19 protein-coding genes are annotated in these 17,512 nt (G+C 72.7%); 9 read left to right on the forward strand and 10 right to left on the reverse strand.

The window, feature by feature from the left end; genetic code table 11:
• Positions 1–74 precede the first annotated feature (74 nt).
• Together ACIBBD_RS25965 and ACIBBD_RS25970 are read left to right on the forward strand one after the other, a co-directional pair.
• On the forward strand, positions 75–2,282 hold the full coding sequence (locus ACIBBD_RS25965; protein ID WP_399421937.1) for an MMPL family transporter: 2,208 nt from the start codon (positions 75–77) through the stop codon (positions 2,280–2,282).
• Between the two features lie 298 nt (positions 2,283–2,580).
• Entirely contained in the window at positions 2,581–3,135 is a 555-nt protein-coding gene (locus tag ACIBBD_RS25970; RefSeq protein ID WP_399421938.1) for a lamin tail domain-containing protein, read from the forward strand.
• A gap of 230 nt (positions 3,136–3,365) precedes the next feature.
• Here ACIBBD_RS25970 and ACIBBD_RS25975 read toward each other — a convergent pair whose 3' ends face one another.
• Positions 3,366–3,797: a PPOX class F420-dependent oxidoreductase gene (locus tag ACIBBD_RS25975; protein ID WP_399421940.1), complete on the reverse strand. Its 432-nt coding sequence runs from the start codon at positions 3,795–3,797 to the stop codon at positions 3,366–3,368.
• Positions 3,798–3,847: 50 nt separating this feature from the next.
• Between ACIBBD_RS25975 and ACIBBD_RS25980 the strand changes: the two genes are divergently transcribed.
• The 4 genes from ACIBBD_RS25980 (at position 3,848) to ACIBBD_RS25995 (ending at position 6,084) form a co-directional block, all read left to right on the forward strand.
• Positions 3,848–4,231, forward strand: coding sequence for a MerR family transcriptional regulator (locus ACIBBD_RS25980; RefSeq protein WP_399421941.1), 384 nt, complete (start codon positions 3,848–3,850; stop codon positions 4,229–4,231).
• Between the two features lie 98 nt (positions 4,232–4,329).
• The gene (locus ACIBBD_RS25985; protein WP_399421942.1) at positions 4,330–4,698 is read left to right on the forward strand and encodes a hypothetical protein; all 369 of its coding nucleotides are present in this window, start codon (positions 4,330–4,332) and stop codon (positions 4,696–4,698) included.
• Between the two features lie 52 nt (positions 4,699–4,750).
• On the forward strand, positions 4,751–5,242 hold the full coding sequence (locus ACIBBD_RS25990) for a YbaK/EbsC family protein (protein ID WP_399421943.1): 492 nt from the start codon (positions 4,751–4,753) through the stop codon (positions 5,240–5,242).
• Entirely contained in the window at positions 5,239–6,084 is an 846-nt protein-coding gene (locus ACIBBD_RS25995) for an EamA family transporter (RefSeq protein ID WP_399421944.1), read from the forward strand. Before ACIBBD_RS25990 ends, ACIBBD_RS25995 begins: the two co-directional genes overlap by 4 nt.
• 3 nt (positions 6,085–6,087) lie before the next feature.
• Here the strand turns inward: ACIBBD_RS25995 and ACIBBD_RS26000 are convergent, their stop codons facing one another.
• Positions 6,088–6,492: a VOC family protein gene (locus tag ACIBBD_RS26000; protein ID WP_399421945.1), complete on the reverse strand. Its 405-nt coding sequence runs from the start codon at positions 6,490–6,492 to the stop codon at positions 6,088–6,090.
• A 336-nt stretch (positions 6,493–6,828) separates the two neighbouring features.
• On the opposite strand from ACIBBD_RS26000, the gene ACIBBD_RS26005 reads away from it, so the two are divergent.
• Positions 6,829–7,734 (forward strand): arylamine N-acetyltransferase, encoded by a 906-nt coding sequence (locus tag ACIBBD_RS26005; RefSeq protein WP_399421946.1) that lies wholly within the window; start codon positions 6,829–6,831, stop codon positions 7,732–7,734.
• A gap of 66 nt (positions 7,735–7,800) precedes the next feature.
• The gene (locus ACIBBD_RS26010) at positions 7,801–8,073 is read left to right on the forward strand and encodes a DUF1876 domain-containing protein (RefSeq protein WP_399421947.1); all 273 of its coding nucleotides are present in this window, start codon (positions 7,801–7,803) and stop codon (positions 8,071–8,073) included.
• Positions 8,074–8,395: 322 nt separating this feature from the next.
• Here the strand turns inward: ACIBBD_RS26010 and ACIBBD_RS26015 are convergent, their stop codons facing one another.
• The 6 genes from ACIBBD_RS26015 to ACIBBD_RS26040 form a co-directional block, all read right to left on the reverse strand.
• The gene (locus tag ACIBBD_RS26015; protein ID WP_399421948.1) at positions 8,396–9,565 is read right to left on the reverse strand and encodes a serine hydrolase domain-containing protein; all 1,170 of its coding nucleotides are present in this window, start codon (positions 9,563–9,565) and stop codon (positions 8,396–8,398) included.
• 74 nt (positions 9,566–9,639) lie between these two features.
• Positions 9,640–10,086 carry an organic hydroperoxide resistance protein gene (locus tag ACIBBD_RS26020; protein WP_399421949.1) on the reverse strand — a complete coding sequence of 149 codons (447 nt, stop codon included), beginning with the start codon at positions 10,084–10,086 and terminating at the stop codon, positions 9,640–9,642.
• Between the two features lie 207 nt (positions 10,087–10,293).
• Positions 10,294–10,755: a MarR family winged helix-turn-helix transcriptional regulator gene (locus ACIBBD_RS26025; protein ID WP_399421950.1), complete on the reverse strand. Its 462-nt coding sequence runs from the start codon at positions 10,753–10,755 to the stop codon at positions 10,294–10,296.
• The gene (locus ACIBBD_RS26030; protein ID WP_399421951.1) at positions 10,752–11,519 is read right to left on the reverse strand and encodes an energy-coupling factor ABC transporter ATP-binding protein; all 768 of its coding nucleotides are present in this window, start codon (positions 11,517–11,519) and stop codon (positions 10,752–10,754) included. Before ACIBBD_RS26030 ends, ACIBBD_RS26025 begins: the two co-directional genes overlap by 4 nt.
• Entirely contained in the window at positions 11,507–12,268 is a 762-nt protein-coding gene (gene cbiQ, locus ACIBBD_RS26035; RefSeq protein ID WP_399421952.1) for a cobalt ECF transporter T component CbiQ, read from the reverse strand. The genes ACIBBD_RS26030 and cbiQ overlap by 13 nt, the downstream gene beginning before the upstream one ends.
• Position 12,269: 1 nt before the next feature.
• Entirely contained in the window at positions 12,270–13,328 is a 1,059-nt protein-coding gene (locus tag ACIBBD_RS26040; protein ID WP_399421953.1) for an energy-coupling factor ABC transporter permease, read from the reverse strand.
• Between the two features lie 182 nt (positions 13,329–13,510).
• Between ACIBBD_RS26040 and ACIBBD_RS26045 the strand changes: the two genes are divergently transcribed.
• A complete protein-coding gene (locus tag ACIBBD_RS26045) occupies positions 13,511–13,876 on the forward strand; it encodes an SsgA family sporulation/cell division regulator (protein WP_399421954.1) in 366 nt (121 codons plus the stop codon).
• Positions 13,877–13,883: 7 nt separating this feature from the next.
• Here the strand turns inward: ACIBBD_RS26045 and ACIBBD_RS26050 are convergent, their stop codons facing one another.
• Positions 13,884–15,551 (reverse strand): penicillin-binding transpeptidase domain-containing protein, encoded by a 1,668-nt coding sequence (locus ACIBBD_RS26050; RefSeq protein ID WP_399421955.1) that lies wholly within the window; start codon positions 15,549–15,551, stop codon positions 13,884–13,886.
• A 170-nt stretch (positions 15,552–15,721) separates the two neighbouring features.
• Positions 15,722–17,359, reverse strand: a complete 1,638-nt coding sequence (locus tag ACIBBD_RS26055) for a penicillin-binding transpeptidase domain-containing protein (RefSeq protein WP_399421956.1) — start codon at positions 17,357–17,359, stop codon at positions 15,722–15,724.
• Between the last annotated feature and the right edge of the window lie 153 nt (positions 17,360–17,512).

Consider the following 17,512-nt stretch of genomic DNA (forward strand, 5'->3'; position numbering starts at 1 on the left):
GATCACCCCTGCCTCCCCGCCGGGTTGGTCACCCCTGCCCTGAACACCCCACGACTGACCGGGAGTACGCCTCCGTGGCCACGTTCCTCTACAAACTCGGCCGGTTCGCCTTCCGGCGACGCCACGTCGTCGCCCTGATATGGGTGGCGCTGCTGACGCTCGCGGGCGTCGGCGCCGCCTCCGCGCCCGCCGCCGGCACCACCTCCTTCTCCATTCCGGGGACGGAAGCGCAGAAGGCCTTCGACCTGCTGGAACAGCGCTTCCCCGGCATGAGCGCCGACGGCGCCACCGCGCGTGTCGTCTTCAAGGCGCCCGCCGGCGAGAAGATGACGGACGCCGCCCACAGGGCCACCGTCGAGAAGACGGTCGGGGAGCTCGCCGACGGCTCCGAGGTCGCCTCCGTCACCGACCCCTACCAGGGCCGGGCCGTCAGCAAGGACGGCACCGTCGCGTACGCCTCCGTGAAGTACGAGGTCTCCGGCATGGAGCTGGAGGAGTCCTCGCGCGAGGCGCTGACGGAGGCCGCGAAGGAGGCGCAGGGGGCCGGACTGACCGTGGAGATCGGCGGTGACGCCCTCCAGACGACCCCCGAGACGGGCGCCACGGAGATCATCGGCATCGCGGTCGCCGCGGTCGTCCTCGTCATCACCTTCGGCTCGCTCATCGCGGCGGGCATGCCGCTGCTGACGGCCCTCATCGGCGTGGGCATCGGTGTCTCCGCGATCACGGCCCTGGCGAACCCGCTGGACCTCGGCTCCACCACCTCCACCCTCGCCACGATGATCGGCCTGGCGGTCGGCATCGACTACGCCCTGTTCATCGTCTCCCGCTACCGCGCCGAACTCGCCGAGGGCCGCGCCCGCGAGGAGGCGGCCGGCCGCGCCGTGGGCACCGCCGGCTCCGCGGTCGTCTTCGCCGGCCTGACGGTCGTCATCGCCCTCGTTGGCCTCTCCGTCGTCAACATCCCGATGCTGACGAAGATGGGCGTCGCGGCCGCCGGCACGGTGGCGATAGCGGTCCTGATCGCCCTCACCATGATCCCCGCCCTCCTCGGCTACGCGGGCCGCACGGTGCGTCCGGCGGGCGAGAAGGGCAGGCTGTTCGGCGGCGGCCGTGCCGGCTCCGCCGAGAAGGCCGCCAAGCCGAACCTGGGCACGCGCTGGGCGAGCTTCGTCGTCCGCCGCCCGGTCGCCGTCCTCCTCCTGGGCGTGATCGGTCTGGGCGCGGCCGCCGTCCCGGCGTCGTCGCTGGAACTGGGCCTGCCCGACGACGGCTCCCAGCCGACCTCCACCACCCAGCGCCGCGCCTACGACCTCCTCTCGGAGGGCTTCGGCCCCGGCTTCAACGGCCCGTTGATGATCGTGGTCGACGGGCAGGGCAGCGACGACCCGCAGGCCGCGTTCACCGAGGTGGGCGACGAGATCAAGGGTCTGAAGGACGTCGTCACGGTCACCCCGGCGGCCCCCAACAAGGCCGGCGACACCGCGACGATCACCGTCGTCCCCGACTCCAAGCCGTCCTCCGTCACGACCGAGGACCTGGTCCACGCGATCCGCGACAAGGGCACCGAGATCACGTCCGACACCGGCGCCGAGGTGCTGGTCACGGGCTCGACGGCGATGAACATCGACGTGTCGCAGAAGCTCAACGACGCGCTGGTCCCGTACCTGGTCCTCGTCGTGGGCCTGGCCTTCCTGCTGCTGATCGTGGTGTTCCGCTCGATCCTCGTCCCGCTGAAGGCGGCCCTCGGCTTCCTGCTGAGCGTGATGGCGGCCCTGGGCGCGGTCGTCGCGGTCTTCCAGTGGGGATGGCTGTCCGGCCTGATGGGCGTGGAGGAGACCGGCCCGGTCATGTCGATGATGCCGATCTTCATGGTCGGCGTGGTCTTCGGCCTCGCGATGGACTACGAGGTCTTCCTCGTGACCCGGATGCGCGAGGCGTACGTCCACGGCGAGAGCCCCGGCCAGGCCGTCGTGACCGGCTTCAAGCACGGCGCGCGGGTCGTCACGGCCGCCGCGGTGATCATGATGGCGGTGTTCGCCGGCTTCATCGGCTCGAGCGAGTCGATGGTCAAGATGATCGGCTTCGGCCTCGCGATCGCCGTCTTCTTCGACGCCTTCGTCGTCCGCATGGCGATCGTCCCGGCCGTCCTGGCGCTGCTCGGCAAGAAGGCCTGGTGGCTGCCGAGGTGGCTGGACCGCGCCCTGCCCGACGTGGACGTCGAGGGCGAGGGCCTGCGCGCTTACGACCAGGACGGGGACCGGGAGCCGGCCCGGGCGTGAGGCGCCCGGTGACCTGAGGGACCGCCGGTGAGGGCTCCGTGGGACGGGGCGCCCTCACCGGCTTCTTCCGTTGTGACGCACTTTCGGGTGAGGGCCGGGTGGCGCCGGGGCGAGATGGCGGGGTGGCGGCCCGGTTCGGAGCATTCACCACATAGATGGACATTGAAGGCGACTGTCACCGATATGTGGAGGATTGGTAACGCAGGGCGTCAACCGGGCGGACGGCGCGTGTCCGGTGGTCAGGTGTGGGTCCCGCGGCCGAACGACGGCCGTGGCTCGCACCATCCAAGGAGACCTTGTGTCCGTTTCCACTGTTTCCGCCCGTCGCCTGGCCGCCGCCACGCTCGCGGCCGCCGCCCTGATCGGGGCGGCGGCGCTGCCGGCGTCCGCCGCCGGCCACCCGCGTGCGGACCGGCCGAAGGTGGAGATCAGCGCCGTGCAGTACGACGCACCGGGCCGCGACACCCGCTCCAACCGCTCCCTGAACAAGGAGTGGGTGGAGCTCACCAACACCAGCCGCCACTCGGTCAACCTCGACGGCTGGACGCTGTCGGACGAGGACGGCGAGACGTACACCTTCGACCACTACCGCCTCGCCGCCCGCGCCACCGTCCGCATCCACACCGGCGAGGGCCGCGACACCCGCACCGACCTGTTCCAGGACCGCAGCCGCCACATCTGGGACAACGGCTCCGACACCGCAACCCTGCGCAACGACCGCGACCGGCTCGTCGACGAGTACTCCTGGGGCAACCGCCGCCACGGCGGACACCACCACGGCGGCTGGGACCACCGCGACGGCGGTGACCGTCACCACGGCGGTGACCGTCACCACGGTGGCGACCGCCACTGACGCTCCACCCCGCAGGCCGGTGACGGCCGCGGACAGCACCAGCGGACTCGCAGAGACGGCGGCGCGTCCGGCCCCTCCCTCCAGGGCCGGGCGCGCCGTCCGTCCGCCGGCGGGCGGCTGGCGCGCGGAACCGCCCGATCACCGCCACGTCACCGCTGTCCGCCCGGCCGGCGGCCTCAGGCGCAGGCGCCCTTCGACGCGTGAGCGGTCCCCGGGTGCCGCCGCGCCGGTCAGCGCAGGTCCGCGCCGTACACGTGGTCGACGGTGAGCGTGATGAGCACCCTGCGGTCGGAGACCATCACCGACCGGTACTCGTCCCAGTCCGGGTGCTCCCCGGCGGCGGCCCGGTAGTACGCGACCAACGCCTCGACCTCGGGCCCGTCCGGGTCCGTGCCCGGCCCGGTGAGCCGCGCGAGGCCCTCGGCGGTGGCCCAGGCCATGCCGTCGGCGCTGGTCACCTCCAGGGCGGCACGCGGATCGCGGCGCAGGTTGGCCGTCTTGGCGGTGCCGTCGGTCGTCGAGACGCGGATGACGCCGGCCTCGCGGTCGTAGTGCGGCATGACGGGCGAGAGCTGCGGGCGGCCGTCCGCCCTGAGCGTGGCGAGGACGCCCAGGCGGCTTTCCGCGAGCAGCGTACGGGGGTCGAACCGTGCGTCGGTCATGACAGCATCTTCGGCATTCACACCGGTATGAAGGTCAAGGAGGACCGCTCGTGCTGATCGGTGAACTGAGCCGGCGGACCGGAGTCGCCGCCCATCTGCTGCGGTACTACGAGACCCAGGGATTACTCCGGCCCGCCCGCACACTCGGCGGCTACCGCGACTACGCCGACGACGCCGTCCTGGTCGTGACCCAGATCCGCAAGCTGCTGGACGCCGGGCTGTCCACCCAGGAGATCGCCCACGTCCTGCCCTGCGCCACCGGAGCCGGCCCCGACCTCGAGCCCTGCCCCGAAGTCCTCGCCCTCCTGCGTTCCCGCCTCGACGGCCTCGACCGGCGGATCGACACCCTCCAGCGCTCCCGCCGCTCCCTGCACGCCTACCTCACCACCGCCGAACGCGACGCCGCCGCCCACGACGGCGGCACCTGTGCCTAGGTGTGCCGGACGGGGACTCTGAGTACCGGGGCTCATGCCGTGTTCGTGTCCCTCCCGCGAGGATCGGGCTGATCCCGCACGGAAGGAACGGACCGACGATGAACCCGCAGACCTACGCCACCCTGTACGGCGCCTGGCAGCCGACGGGCCGCCCCGGCGGCCGCGGGCGCGCCGCGGCCGCCGTCGCCGCGGGCGTGCTGTGGGCACTGACCCTCGTGTCGCTGGCCTGGCTGACGGTCCTCGTGGGGATGGTGGCCGTCTGGGGTCTGGCGGAGGGCGTGCCGGTCGGGGGGTTCGTGCTGCGGTACGCCCTGGTCGTCGTGGGCGCCATGGCCGTGCTGATCGCCCTCGCCCACGCGCCCGGCGTACGCCGTCTCTCCCCGGCCGTCCGCCTGCTCGTGCTGGCCGTGCCGGCCTTCCCGGTGCCGACCGCGCTGGCCGTCTGGACGTGGTGCGACGTCGGCTGAGGGACCGGCAATCCAGTCGCCTGCCCTCTACACCCACCGCTACCGTGCCGTCATGACGACGACCGGAGCCCATCCCCGTTTCGCCGACGCCCTGGATGCCCTCGGCCTCGGTGACCTGCACACCCGTATCCGCCGTTTCCCCGACGCCACGCGCACCGCCGCCGAGGCCGCCGCCGCGATCGGGTGCGAGCTGAGCCAGATCTGCAAGTCGCTGGTCTTCGCGGCGGACGGGGTGCCGGTGCTGGTGCTGATGGACGGGGCGTCCAGGGTCGACGTCGAGCTGGTGCGCCGGGAGATCGCCGCCGGGAAGGTGACGAGGGCCGACGCCGGTGTCGTACGGGAGACGACCGGGTACGCGATCGGGGGCGTGCCGCCCTTCGGACACCGGACCCGCACCCGCGTCCTCGCCGACCGCGGGCTGCTCGCGCACGACGTGGTGTGGGCCGCCGCGGGGACCCCGCACACCGTCTTCCCCATGGCACCCGGGGAACTGGTCGACCACGCCGGCGCCACCCTCGTGGACGTGCGCGAGCGCACCGCGTGACGCCGCTGGTCACCGCCGCCGTCCTGCTGGCCGCCGTCACGCACGCCGCGTGGAACGCGATCGCCCACCGCATCACCGACAAGCTCACCGGTTTCGCGCTCATCTCGGGCGGCGGCCTGCTCATCGGCCTCGCGATGATCCCGTTCACGGCGTTCCCGGCGGGGGCGGCGTGGCCGTACCTGCTGTCGTCCGCGGCGATCCACATCGCGTATTACGCGTTGTTGATGCGGTCGTTCCGGCTGGGCGACTTCGGCCAGGCGTACCCGATCGCGCGCGGCTCCGCGCCGCTCGTCGTCACGGTCCTCGCCGCGGTCTTCGCCCACGAGGTGCCGGACGGCTGGGCGGCCGCCGGTGTCGCGCTGTCCTGTGCGGGCCTGACCGGCGTCGCCCTGTGGGGGCTGCGCGGGCACCGGCCCGCCTGGGGGGCCATCGGCGCGGCGCTCGCGACCGGACTGACCATCGCCGCGTACACGGTCGTGGACGGCCTCGGCGTCCGCGCCTCCGGATCCTCCCTCGGCTACATCGCCTGGCTGATGGCCGTCCAGGGCACCGTCCTCCCGGCGTACGTCCTCACCCGCCGGCGCGGCGAAACCCTCGCCACGCTCCGGCCGTTCGCCGCCCTCGGCCTGCTCGGCGCCGCCCTGTCCGTCACCGCCTACGCCCTCGTCCTGTGGGCCCAGACCCGCGCCGAACTGGCCCCGATCGCCGCACTGCGCGAATCGTCGGTCATCGTCGGCGCGGCGATCGGAGCCGTCTTCTTCAAGGAACGCTTCGGCGCGCCCCGCATCGCCGCCGCCGGACTCCTCGTCCTCGGCATCGGGCTGATGCTGCACGCCGGCTGACGCCTACGGCCGCGCGTACGGCCGCGTCATGATCTCCATGTTGTGGCCGTCCGGGTCGTCGAAGTACGCGCCCCGGCCGCCGAACAGCCGGTTGATCCGGCCCGGTTCGGCGTGCCGCGGGTCCGCGTAGTACGTGACCCCGACGGCCTCCAGACGGTCGATCATCGCGTCGAACTGCTCGTCCGGCACGAGGAAGGCGTAGTGCTGGGGCTGGATCGGCTCGTCGCGCTTCTCGTAGAAGTCGAGCGTGACGCCGTTGCCGAGGTCCACGGGCAGGAACGGCCCGAAGGGCGCGCCGACCGGCAGCCCGAGGATCGCGGCGAGGAACTCGGCCGACAGGCGGCGGTCGCTGGCGTAGACGGCGGTGTGGTTCAGCTGTGCGATGGGGGTGTTCTGCTCGACAGACATGGGTGAGTCAGGTTCTCCGGGTCTCGGTGCTCTGTTCTGGGAAGAGGAGGAGGAAAGACACGGAGATACGGCGGGGCCCTCGCCCGCCTCGCGCTCACGCCGAGGCCGGGAGCCCCACTCGTGCATGGCCCATGGCCGACCCGGCAGTCACCCGGCCGACGGTAGTGGCCCACCGCGGCGGGCACAACCGATATCCCGGCCGGAGGGGTCCGGTGGCGACGGCGGTCGGCCGGGTCCGTCTCGAGTCAGCCGCTCGGAGACCTACGACCAGGGCCCCAGCCCCGCCCGGTCCGCCGCCCGACGACACCCCCGCGCACCCGTGACTACGGTGAACTCATGCCTGAGACAGTGCGGTTCAGCCCCGACGACCTTGACGCCTACTTCCGCCGCATCGGCCGGGAGGGCGGGCGGCGCGCCGACCTGGAGACGCTGCGGGGTGTGCACGCCGCCCACATCCGCTCGATCCCCTTCGAGAACCTCGACCCCGTACGCGGCACCGTCCCCTCCCTCGCCCCGGCCGACCTGATGGCCAAGCTGGTCCGCGGCCGGCGCGGCGGCTACTGCTACGAGCACAACACCCTGTTCGCGGGCGTGCTGGAGGCGCTGGGCTTCCGGGTGACGCGGCTGGGGGCGCGGGTGGTCGTCGGCGCGGAACGGTTCGAGGACCGGCCGCGCACCCACATGGCGCTGGTCGTCGAGGTCCCCGGGGACCCGCGGCCCCACCTCGCCGACGTCGGCTTCGGCGCCCCCGGCGCTCTGCGCGAGCCGGTCCCGCTGACCACGGGCGCCGAGTTCACCGGCGAGGGCCGCCGCCACCGCCTCGTCCACGCCCCGCATCCCGGCCCCTTGGAGCTGTGGGTCCTGGAGACGTACGGGGCGGAGAAGGAGCGGGGGGAGCAGGAGACAGGGGAGCAGGAGCCGAGCACCGGGCAGGTCCCCGAGCAGGAGCCCGGTTCCTGGCAGCCCCAGTACGCCTTCACCCTCGAACCCTTCGAACACGCCGACTTCGAGGTGATCAACTGGCACATCGCCACCAACCCCCGCTCCCCCTTCAGCCGCCGCCCCTACGCCCAGCGCGTCACCCCCGACCGCCATCTCCTCCTCAACGGCGCCCACCTCACCGAGACCCACGCCGACGGCACCGTCACCGAGCGCGAACTGACCGAGGAGGCGGAGGCCCGCCGCGTCCTGGAGGAGGAGTTCGACATCGCCGTACCGCAGGACGCGACCCTGTTGTCCTGACCCGCGTGGGTGCGCCCGCCCGCCGGGAGGAGCACCCTGGAAGCAGATGTTCCGGAGGTGATCGGCATGAAAACCGCTGTGGGATGGCACGTCGAGCTGGAGTTCCAGGAGGACGACCAGCACACGCGCGCGGTCGCGATGGTACGGCTGCCCGACGGGAGCGAGGTCAGGGCCAACGGGCACGCCAGCCGCCACCGCGTCGACCCCAACCAGCCCCGGGTCGGTGAGGAGATAGCGGGCGCCCGCGCCCTGAACGAACTGGCCATGCAGCTCCTCACCAAGGCCCACACGGAGATCGACGAGGCGTCGGGGCGCACGTCGCACCCCATCCACGTCTAGACGGTCCCGCGTCCGAGACGGTCCCGCGTCCGAGACGGTCCCGCGTCCGAGACGGTCCCGCGTCCGAGACGGTCCCGCGTCGAGGCGGTCCCGTGTCTGGGCGGGTCGATGTCCGAGGGGTGGTCCTGGTCGTGGGCCGGGCCGTTGCGGCGGCTCGGCCCACGACCGCCGTTCCGCTCGCGCGACGCGTCGGGCCGAGGCCTGTGCGACGCCCCCGGCCAATTCAGCGAACCCCGCAAAGCCCGCGCGCCCGCGCATACGGCGGATCCAGCGACTGAGTGACTCGGGCGACTCGGCGGGCCCCGGGCGCCCGGCGGACGCCTCAGGCCGCCGTGATCGCCGTCCGCACCGCCCGGACCAGCGCCTGCGCCCGCGCGTCCGCCGTCACGCTCGACCGGAAGCCGTTGGTGACGTACCCGAAGGCGATGCCCGACTCGGGGTCGGCGAAGCCGAGGGCGCCGCCGCGGCCGGGGTGGCCGAAGGAGGTGGGGGACAGGAGCGGGGAGGCGGCGCCGTGCAGCATGTAGCCGAGGCCGAAGCGCGTGTTCACCACCAGCACCCGGTCCGCGCCCGCCGACCTCTCCCCACGCGCCGCCGCCAGCGTCTCCGGGCGGAACAACCGTGCCCCGCCGCCCTCCACCTCGCCGGTCAGCGAGGCGTAGAAGCGGGCCAGGCCGTCCGCCGTGGCGATGCCGTTGGACGCGGGCAGGGCGGCGGCCCGGTAGGCGGGGTCGTTCTCGTCGGGCATCGGCGTGATGGCGGCGAAGGCACGGCGGGTGAGGGAGCCGGGGTCGGCGTAGGCGTCGGCGACGGCCCGCTTGGGGCGGGTCCTCAGCCCGCCGGCCCGCGCGGGCGCCTCGGTCTGCCCGACCCGCCCCACGCGCGCGGCATGCTCCGCCGGAAGCCCGAGCCAGAGGTCCGCGCCGACCGGTCCGGCGATCTCGCCGGCGATCCACTCGCCGATCGACCGCCCGGTCACGCGGCGCACCAGCTCGCCCGTCAGCCAGCTGTACGTCTGCGCGTGGTAGCCGTGGTCGGTCCCCGGCTCCCACACCGGCGCCTGTGCCGCGACCGCCGCCGCGCCCAGGTCGGGATCGGCGGCCTCGGCGGGCGTCAGCGGCCGGTCGAGCACGGGCACGCCCGCCCGGTGCGCCAGCAGGTCCCGCACGAGGGTCCGCTCCTTGCCGGCCGCCTTGTACTGCGGCCAGTACGCCCCCACGGGCGCGTCCAGGTCCAGCTCCCCGCGCTGCCACAGCAGCAGGAGTACGGCGGCGGCGACGCCCTTGGTGGCCGAGCGCACGACCTGCGCGGTGCCCCGCTCCCAGGGCGCCGTGCCGTCCACGTCCCGGCTGCCGCCCCACAGGTCGACGACCCGGCGCCCGTCCCGGTAGACGGCCACCGCCGCGCCCCGGTCCCCGAGCGCCTGGAAGTTCCGTACGAACGCCTCCCGGACCGGCTCGAAGCCCTCGGCCACCGCACCGTTCACGTCCACGCCCGCACGTCCTCTCGACTCGCCTTCGACCTCGGGGGGAACACCCGCCGAGGTCCTGCGATTCCTGTGCCCCGCTAGCCGAGAAGAATCGTTACGTCGATGTTGCCGCGCGTCGCGTTGGAGTACGGGCAGACCTCGTGCGCCGCGTCCACCAGCTGGGCGGCGAGAGCGGCGTCGAGGACCGGCAGCGACACGCTGAGCGCGACCGCCAGGCCGTAGCCCTGGGACGTGTTCGGGCCGATCCCGACCTTCGCGGCGACGGTGGAGCCGGTGAGGTCGTATCCCGCCCGGTTGCCCACCAGGATCAGCGCGTTGTGGAAGCAGGAGCTGTAGCCGGCCGCGAAGAGCTGCTCCGGGTTGGTGCCGTTGCCGTCCCCGCCGAGCTCCGGCGGCATCGCCACCTTCAGGTCGAGCTGCCCGTCCTGGCTGGTGACGTAGCCCTCGCGGCCGCCGTGGGCGGTGGCTTCGGCCACGTACATGATCTTCGTCGGACGGGTGTCGACTGCGGTGCCGTCAGTCATGGCCGGCCTCCCCCGGAAACAGGTGCGCACAAATGCATCGCGCACAAGGTACTGGCTGGTAGGTAAGGAGCGGCGGCCAGGGGGTGGCAACCGCGGGTAACCCGGGACCGGCGTGTGCGGTCCTGGTGGGTGACCCGGATCGGCGGGTGCGGTTCGCGGTGGTGGGCTCGCGACGGGCGGGTGCGGTCCGCGGTGGATGCCCCGGGATCAGCGGGTGCGGTCCGCGGCGGCCTCCGCCCGCTGCGCGAGCCGCCACAGCTCCTCGCGCAGACGGGAGAGGTCCGCCCCCCGCAGTCCCGTCGCCGCGAGCAGGGCGCCCGGCACGCGCGCCGCGCGCTCGCGCAGTTCCTCCCCGCGCCCGGAGCAGGTGACCAGCACCGAGCGCTCGTCGTGCGCCGCGCGCTCCCGGCGTACGAACCCCGCGCTCTCCAGCCGCTTCAGCAGCGGCGACACCGTCCCGTAGTCGAGCCGGAGCGCGGTGGCCAGTTCCTTGACCGTGGTCTCGCCGCGCTCCCACAGGACGAGCAGCACGAGGTACTGCGGGTAGGTGAGGCCGAGCTCGTCGAGGAGCGGGCGGTAGGCGGACGTCACCGCGCGCTGTGCCGCGTACAGCGCGAAGCACAGCTGGTCGTCGAGGAGCAGCGAGCCCTCGGTCTCCTGGTTCGTCACGCGCCCATTGTCACGGACCGCGGGTCGAACCCGAAGGGCAGCTCCAGCCGGTGGGCGCGCATCAGCTCCTCGTCGGAGAGCAGCGCACCGGTCGGGCCGTCCGCCGCGATCACGCCCTCGCTCAGGATGAGGGAGCGCGGGCACAGTTCGAGCGCGTACGGCAGGTCGTGCGTGACCATCAGCACGGTGACGTCCAACGAGCGCAGGATGTCGGCGAGTTCGCGGCGCGAGGCGGGGTCGAGGTTGGAGGAGGGCTCGTCCAGGACGAGGATCTCCGGCTCCATCGCCAGCACGGTCGCGACGGCGACCCGGCGGCGCTGGCCGAAGGAGAGGTGGTGCGGCGGGCGGTCCTTGAACGCCGCCATGCCGACCCGCTCCAGCGCGCGGTCCACGCGCTCCTCCAGGTCGGCGCCCTTCAGCCCGGCCGCCGCCGGCCCGAACGCGACGTCCTCCCGGACCGTCGGCATGAACAACTGGTCGTCAGGGTCCTGGAAGACGATGCCGACCTTGCGCCGGATCTCGGCCATGTGCCGCCTGTCCACGGGCAGCCCGGCGACCGTCACCGTGCCGGCGCCGCCGGTGAGGATGCCGTTGAGGTGCAGCACGAGGGTGGTCTTGCCGGCGCCGTTCGGCCCGAGCAGCGCCACCCGCTCCCCGCGAGCGATCGAGAGGTCCACCCCGAACAGCGCCTGATGGCCGTCGGGGTACGCGAAGGCCAGTCCGGCCACTTCCAGGGAGGCGGTCACATCGGTCACAGGGTCCATCCCAACACGCACACGACCAGCGCGGCCAACGGCAGGGTCAGCGCGTACGACCACTGCGCGCGCGAGGCGGTGACCTCGTCGATCACCGGCATGCTCCCGGCGTACCCGCGGCTGATCATCGCCAGGTGCACCCGTTCCCCGCGCTCGTAGGAACGGATGAAGAGGGCGCCCGCGGACTTCGCGAGCACTCCCCAGTGCCGCACGCCCCGCGCCTCGAACCCGCGCGACTCGCGCGCGATCCGCATGCGCCGCATCTCGTCCGTGATGACGTCGCCGTAGCGGATCATGAAGGAGGCGATCTGCACGAGCAGCGGCGGGAGCCGGAGCCGTTGCAGACCGAGGAGGAGTTCGCGCAGTTCGGTGGTGGCGGCCAGCAGCACCGACGCGGCGACGCCGAGGGTGCCCTTGGCGAGCACGTTCCAGGCGCCCCACAACCCGCTGACGCTGAGCGACATCCCCAGGACGTCCACCCGCTCGCCCTCCGCCACGAACGGCATGAGCACCGCGAACGCGACGAACGGCACCTCGATCAGCAGCCGCTTCAGCAGGAAACCGGCCGGCACGCGCGAGCGGAGCGCGACGACGGCGAGCAGGGCCGCGTACAGGCCGAACGCCCACATGGCCTCCCGCGGCGTCGACACCACGACCACCACGAAGGCGAACGTGGCGGCGAGCTTGGTGTGCGGCGGCAGGGTGTGCACCGACGAGTGCCCGTGCCGGTACAGCTTGTGCGCGTGCCCGGCGCCCATCTCAGACGTTCTCCACCGCGGACGGCGACACGTCCGCGGTGCGGCGCCGGCGCACCACCCAGAAGACGGTGCTGCCCGCGACGACGGTCACCCCGACGCCGATGACGCCCGCCAGCCCCCCGGACAGGCGGGCGTCCTCGACGTCCTTGACTCCGTAGTCGGCGAGCGGGGAGTCGGCGGTGGCGTGCTCCTCGGTCTTCCGGTCGATGCCCTGGTCGGCCGCGACCTTCTCCAGACCGTCCGGGTCCGCGGAGGCGTAGAAGCTGACGAAGCCGGCCAGGGCGAGGGAGGTGACCAGGCCGGTCACCCACAGGGCGCGCCGCGAGGTGCGCGCCGCGACGGGCGCCGTGCGCGCCCCCTCGGCCGCGGGCACGTCCACGAGTTCGCCGTTCACCCGCAACCGCAGCTTCTGCTGCAGCCCCCGCGCCCCGTACACCAGATCCGGCCGTACGGCGACGACGGCGCCCACGGTCAGCGCCGTGATCGCGGCCTCGCCGATGCCGATCAGCACGTGCACGCCGACCATGGCGGTGGCCACCTTGCCGATCGAGACGTCGGTGGTGCCGCCGATCCAGTACAGCAGCGTGAAGGCGAGGGCCGCCGCCGGCACGGACAGCAGCGCGGCGACGAAGGAGGCGGCGGTGACGGACCGGCGGCCGCGCGGCAGCACCTTCACCAGCCCGCGGAAGACGGCGTAGGCCACCACCGTCGTCACGACCGCCATGTCGGTGATGTTCACGCCGAGCGCGGTCAGCCCTCCGTCGGCGAAGAGGATGCCCTGCATCAGCAGGACCACGGACACGCACAGGACTCCGGTGAAGGGGCCCACGAGTATCGCGGCGAGCGCGCCGCCGAGCAGATGCCCGCTGGTCCCCGCGGCCACCGGGAAGTTCAGCATCTGCACGGCGAAGATGAAGGCGGCCACCAGGCCTGCCAACGGCGCCGTCCGCTCGTCGAGTTCGCGGCGCGCGCCGCGCAGGCTCACGGCGACGGCGCCCGCGGCGACGACTCCGGTCAGGGCGGAGGTGGGGGCGTCGATGAATCCGTCAGGTACGTGCACCGTTCGATGATAGTGGCTTAATGCGAACTGGTTGCAAGAGCGATTGCCTCTTGTGTTGCGTCCGTATATCGCACATGTGAGATAAACCGGCCCCAGGAAGCGGCTCCGGGAAAATGTGCGACATTGGAAGGGGGTGGACGCACAACTTCCGCACAGGTCACCCAGTGTGAAGGGGTCGGTCGATGTCCGTAGTCGAGCAGTACGCGCGAGCCCACATCGTCACCGACGCCGACCTCGTCGCGGAGGAGCAGGCGGCCGTCCCCGTCGTCCTGCGCTACGACCCCGAGGACGACCCCCGCTCGGTCCGGGTCGGCCTGCCCGGCCGGCGCGAGAGGACCATCGCCCGCGCCCTGCTCGAACAGGGCCTGCGCTCCCCCGTCGGCAGCGGGGCGGTGCGCGTCTGGCCGTGCGGGCGCGTGCAGGTCATCGTCGAGTTCCACTCCGCGCAGGGCGTCTCGGTGGTGCAGTTCGAGTCCAAGACGCTCATGCGCTTCCTGCGCCGTACCTACACGGCGGCGGCGCAGCCCGTCTCCCACGTCATGCACTGACGGCCGCTCAGCCGGCCGCCTCGAGCAGCGCCGCCACGATCGGCCCGGCCGTGTCACCGCCGTGGCCGGCCGCCTGGACGACGCCCGCCGCCGCGAGGTCGCCGCGGTAGGCGGTGAACCAGCCGTTGGGCTTCTCCTGGCCGTCCACCTCGGCCGAGCCGGTCTTCGCGCCGTAGTCGGGGCCGAGCCCGGACATCGCCTCGGCGGCCGTGCCGTAGGCGGCGGTGTAGTTCATCAGCTCCCGCAGCTGTGACAGCGTCGACGACGACATGGTGCGCGCGGCGGTGGCGAGCGTGCGGTCGTCGACCGACGGGTCGACCAGGTACGGCTGGTGGAAGGAGCCCGACTTCACCGTCGCCGAGACCGACGCCATGTTCAGCGGGTTCATCCGCACCCCGCCCTGCCCGATCAGCGACGCGGCCATCTGGGCCGCCGACTGCACCGGCACCGAGCCGTCGAAGGTCGGCACCCCGACCGACCAGTTGTTCAGCGACAGGCCGAAGACCTGCTGCGCCTGCTTGGTGAGGCTGTCGTTGTCCAGCTTGCCGGCCTGGCTGATGAAGGCGGTGTTGCAGGAGCGGGCGAAGCTCGCCTTGAAGGTGCCGTTCTCGATCTCGAACTCGTCGTCGTTCTGGAACTTCCAGCCGCCGTACGGGAAGTACTTCGGGCACGGATGCGCCTTGTCCGCCGACGCCAGGCCCTTCTCGATCAGCAGCGAGGACGTGATGACCTTCATCGTGGAGCCGGGCGCCAGGGAGCCCTGGAAGGCCGTGTTGAAGCCGTGGTTGCTGTTGGCCACCGCGAGGATCTCGCCCGTCGAGGCCCGCATGAGGACCACCGAGGCGCGCGAGCGGCTCGCCACCTGCCGCTCCGCCTCGGCCTGCAGGGCCGCGCTCAGCGTCGTCCTCACGGTGCCCGGTGTGCCCTTGCTGAGCTCCAGGAGCGTCTTGTCGGAGGACTTCTTCGCCTGGGACGCCTTGCCGCGCACCACGCGCAGTTCGACGCCGGCCGTGCCGCCGGCCTTCTTGCCGTACCTCTCGCGCAGCCCGTCCAGCACGGTGGCCAGCGACGGGTACTTCTTGGCGGTCAGCTCGCCGCCGTCCTTGTCGAGCGCCTTGACCGGCGGGGTGCCGGACTCGCCGGTCACCAGGGTGTCCCCGTCGGCGAGGTCGGGGTGGACCACGGACGCGTGCCAGTCCACCAGCGGCTTGCCGTCCTTCGCGCGCCGTACGACGGTCAGCGCGCTGTTGTACGTCAGCGGCGCGGCGGTCTTCCTGTAGGTGACCGTGCCCTTCACGGAGAACGGGACCTTGTCCCCCGCGCGCGTGCCGGCGGTGAGGGTCACGCCGGTGATGCGGGCGTCCTTGGTGTAGCCGGTGAGCAGGGCGGTGGCGGCCGTGGGGTCGTCGGTGGCGGCGGCCGCCTGAGCGACCCTGCCCTGCTGCCAGGCGGTGAGGAAGGCGCGGGCCGCGGTGGTGACCTCGGTGGCCGACAGCGGGCCGGTTCTCACTGCCGGCTTCCTCTCGGCGGTGGCCGAGCCGTCCTCGGCCGCGGCCCCGCCGCCGTACAGCGCGTAGGCGCCGAGGCCGGCGCCGCCGACGACGACGGCGATCATGCCGGCGACCACCGCGGGCCGCTTGTTCCGTCGCTCGGCGACGCGCCTTCTCTTGCCCACTGCCTGCGTTCCTCCGCGATCCCCGGGGACACCTCGCCCCACCGTCCCCGCTGGTTGCCGTTGCCCTCATCGACCCCAACGACGGCGACCAGCCTAGAGTCCCCTCCTGTGGAGTGACGTCACGTGTGACGTCAGCCACCCGCCTGGGAGCTGTTTCTCACCGTGAGGGATCAACCGCCGGCCCGTAGCACGCCCGCGACGATCGGGCCGGCCGCGTCGACGCCGTGCCCGCCCCCCTGGACCAGGGCCGCGGCCGCGACGTCGTTGCGGTAGCCGGTGAACCAGCTGTCGGAGGTCGCGTTGCCGTCGACCTCCGCGGAGCCCGTCTTCGCGCCGATCCGGCCGGTCAGCCCGGCCATCACGTCGGCCGCGGTGCCGCTGGTCGCGGTGCGGTTCATCATCGAGCGCAACTGCTGCACCGTGCTGGAGGACAGTCCCCGCGCGCGGGCCGGCTCCCGGTCGTCGAGGCTCAGCGGCACGATCACCGGCTGCCGGAAGCTGCCCGTCACCGCGGTCGCGGTGATCGACGCCATGTTCAGCGGGTTCATCTGGACCTGGCCCTGGCCGATCAGGTTGGCCGCGGTGTCCGGGCCGCCGGAGGCCGGGACGGAGCCGTCGAAGGAGGGGATGCCGGTCTTCCAGTCCAGGCCTATGCCGAACCGGTCCCTCGCCTCGTCGGTGAGCGAGTCGACCTGGACCTCGTCGGCGAACTTCACGAAGGCCGTGTTGCAGGAGAGGGCGAAACTCTCGGAGAGCGTCGCGTTCTCGTTCGGCTCCAGGCCCTTGATGTTGTGGAAGGTCTGGCTCTCCGAGACGGCCTCCGGCGGACAGGGCGCCGGCCCGTTCGCCGTGGTGAGGCCGTTGTCGATGAGGGCGGCGGCACTGACGATCTTCATGGTGGATCCGGGCGCCACCTCCCCCAGGAAGGCGGCGTTCCAGTTGTCGTTGCGGTGGTTGGCGACGGCCAGCACCTCGCCGGTGCTCGGCTGCACGGCCACCACCGAGGACTCGCCGTACTTCTGCACGGCCTTCTCGGCGGCCGCCTGCACTCCCGCGCTGAGCGTGGTGGGCAGCTTGCCCGGCTTGCCCTCGGCGAGGGTCAGCAGCGGCGTGTCACCGGCGTCCGCGGTGGCGTGCCGGATCGCCAGTTCGATGCCGGCGGTGCCGCCCGCCCGGTCGCCGTACTTGGCGCGCAGTTCGTCCAGGACCGGCCCGAGCGAGGGGTACTTATCCTTCGTCAGGACCTTGCCGTCGCGGTCCACGGCCTCGATCGCCGGCGCCGCCGACTCGCCCGTGACGAGCGTGTCGTCCATGCTCTTCAGCTGGGGATGGACGACCGACGGCTGCCAGTCCACCAGCGCGCGCCCGGTGGTCACCCCGCGCACCACCGTCAACCGGCTCCGGTACGTCAGCGGCTTGGACTTCCCCTCGTACGACACCGTCGCCCGGACGGTGAACGGCACGGTGTCCCCGGCCGCCGCCCCCGGAGTGATCTTCACGCCGGTGATGTGCGCGGCCTGACCGTACGAGGTCAGCAGCGGCTCCGCCTTCTCCGCGTTGTTGGTGAGCGCCGCCGCCTTCGCCGCCTCGCCCTTCGCCCAGGCCGCGAGGAACCGGGTGGTGGTGTCCTTCACCTCGGACGCGCTCGGCGGCCCGCTCTTCTTCACGGTCGCCGGCCCGCTCGTCCCCGCGGCCCCGTCGCCGCCCCCGTTCAGCGCGTTCACGACGTTGTACATGCCGTACCCGGCGCCGCCCACCATCACGGCGAACACCGAGCCGACGATCGCCGCCTTGGCCCCCTTGCGCATGGTCCGAACCCTCCCCGTTCCTCCCCGTCGGCCCCCGGGGTTTCTCCCCGTGGGCCTCGTGCGCCTCTCCGAGCGTTTTCTGAACGTGTTCAGAAAGGCCGGTCATGTTCGCACTGTATGCGGAGGCGGGGTTTCCCGTGGGGGGAGTTTCCG

Source organism: Streptomyces sp. NPDC051315 (genome assembly GCF_044455165.1).
Lineage (GTDB): Bacteria > Actinomycetota > Actinomycetes > Streptomycetales > Streptomycetaceae > Streptomyces.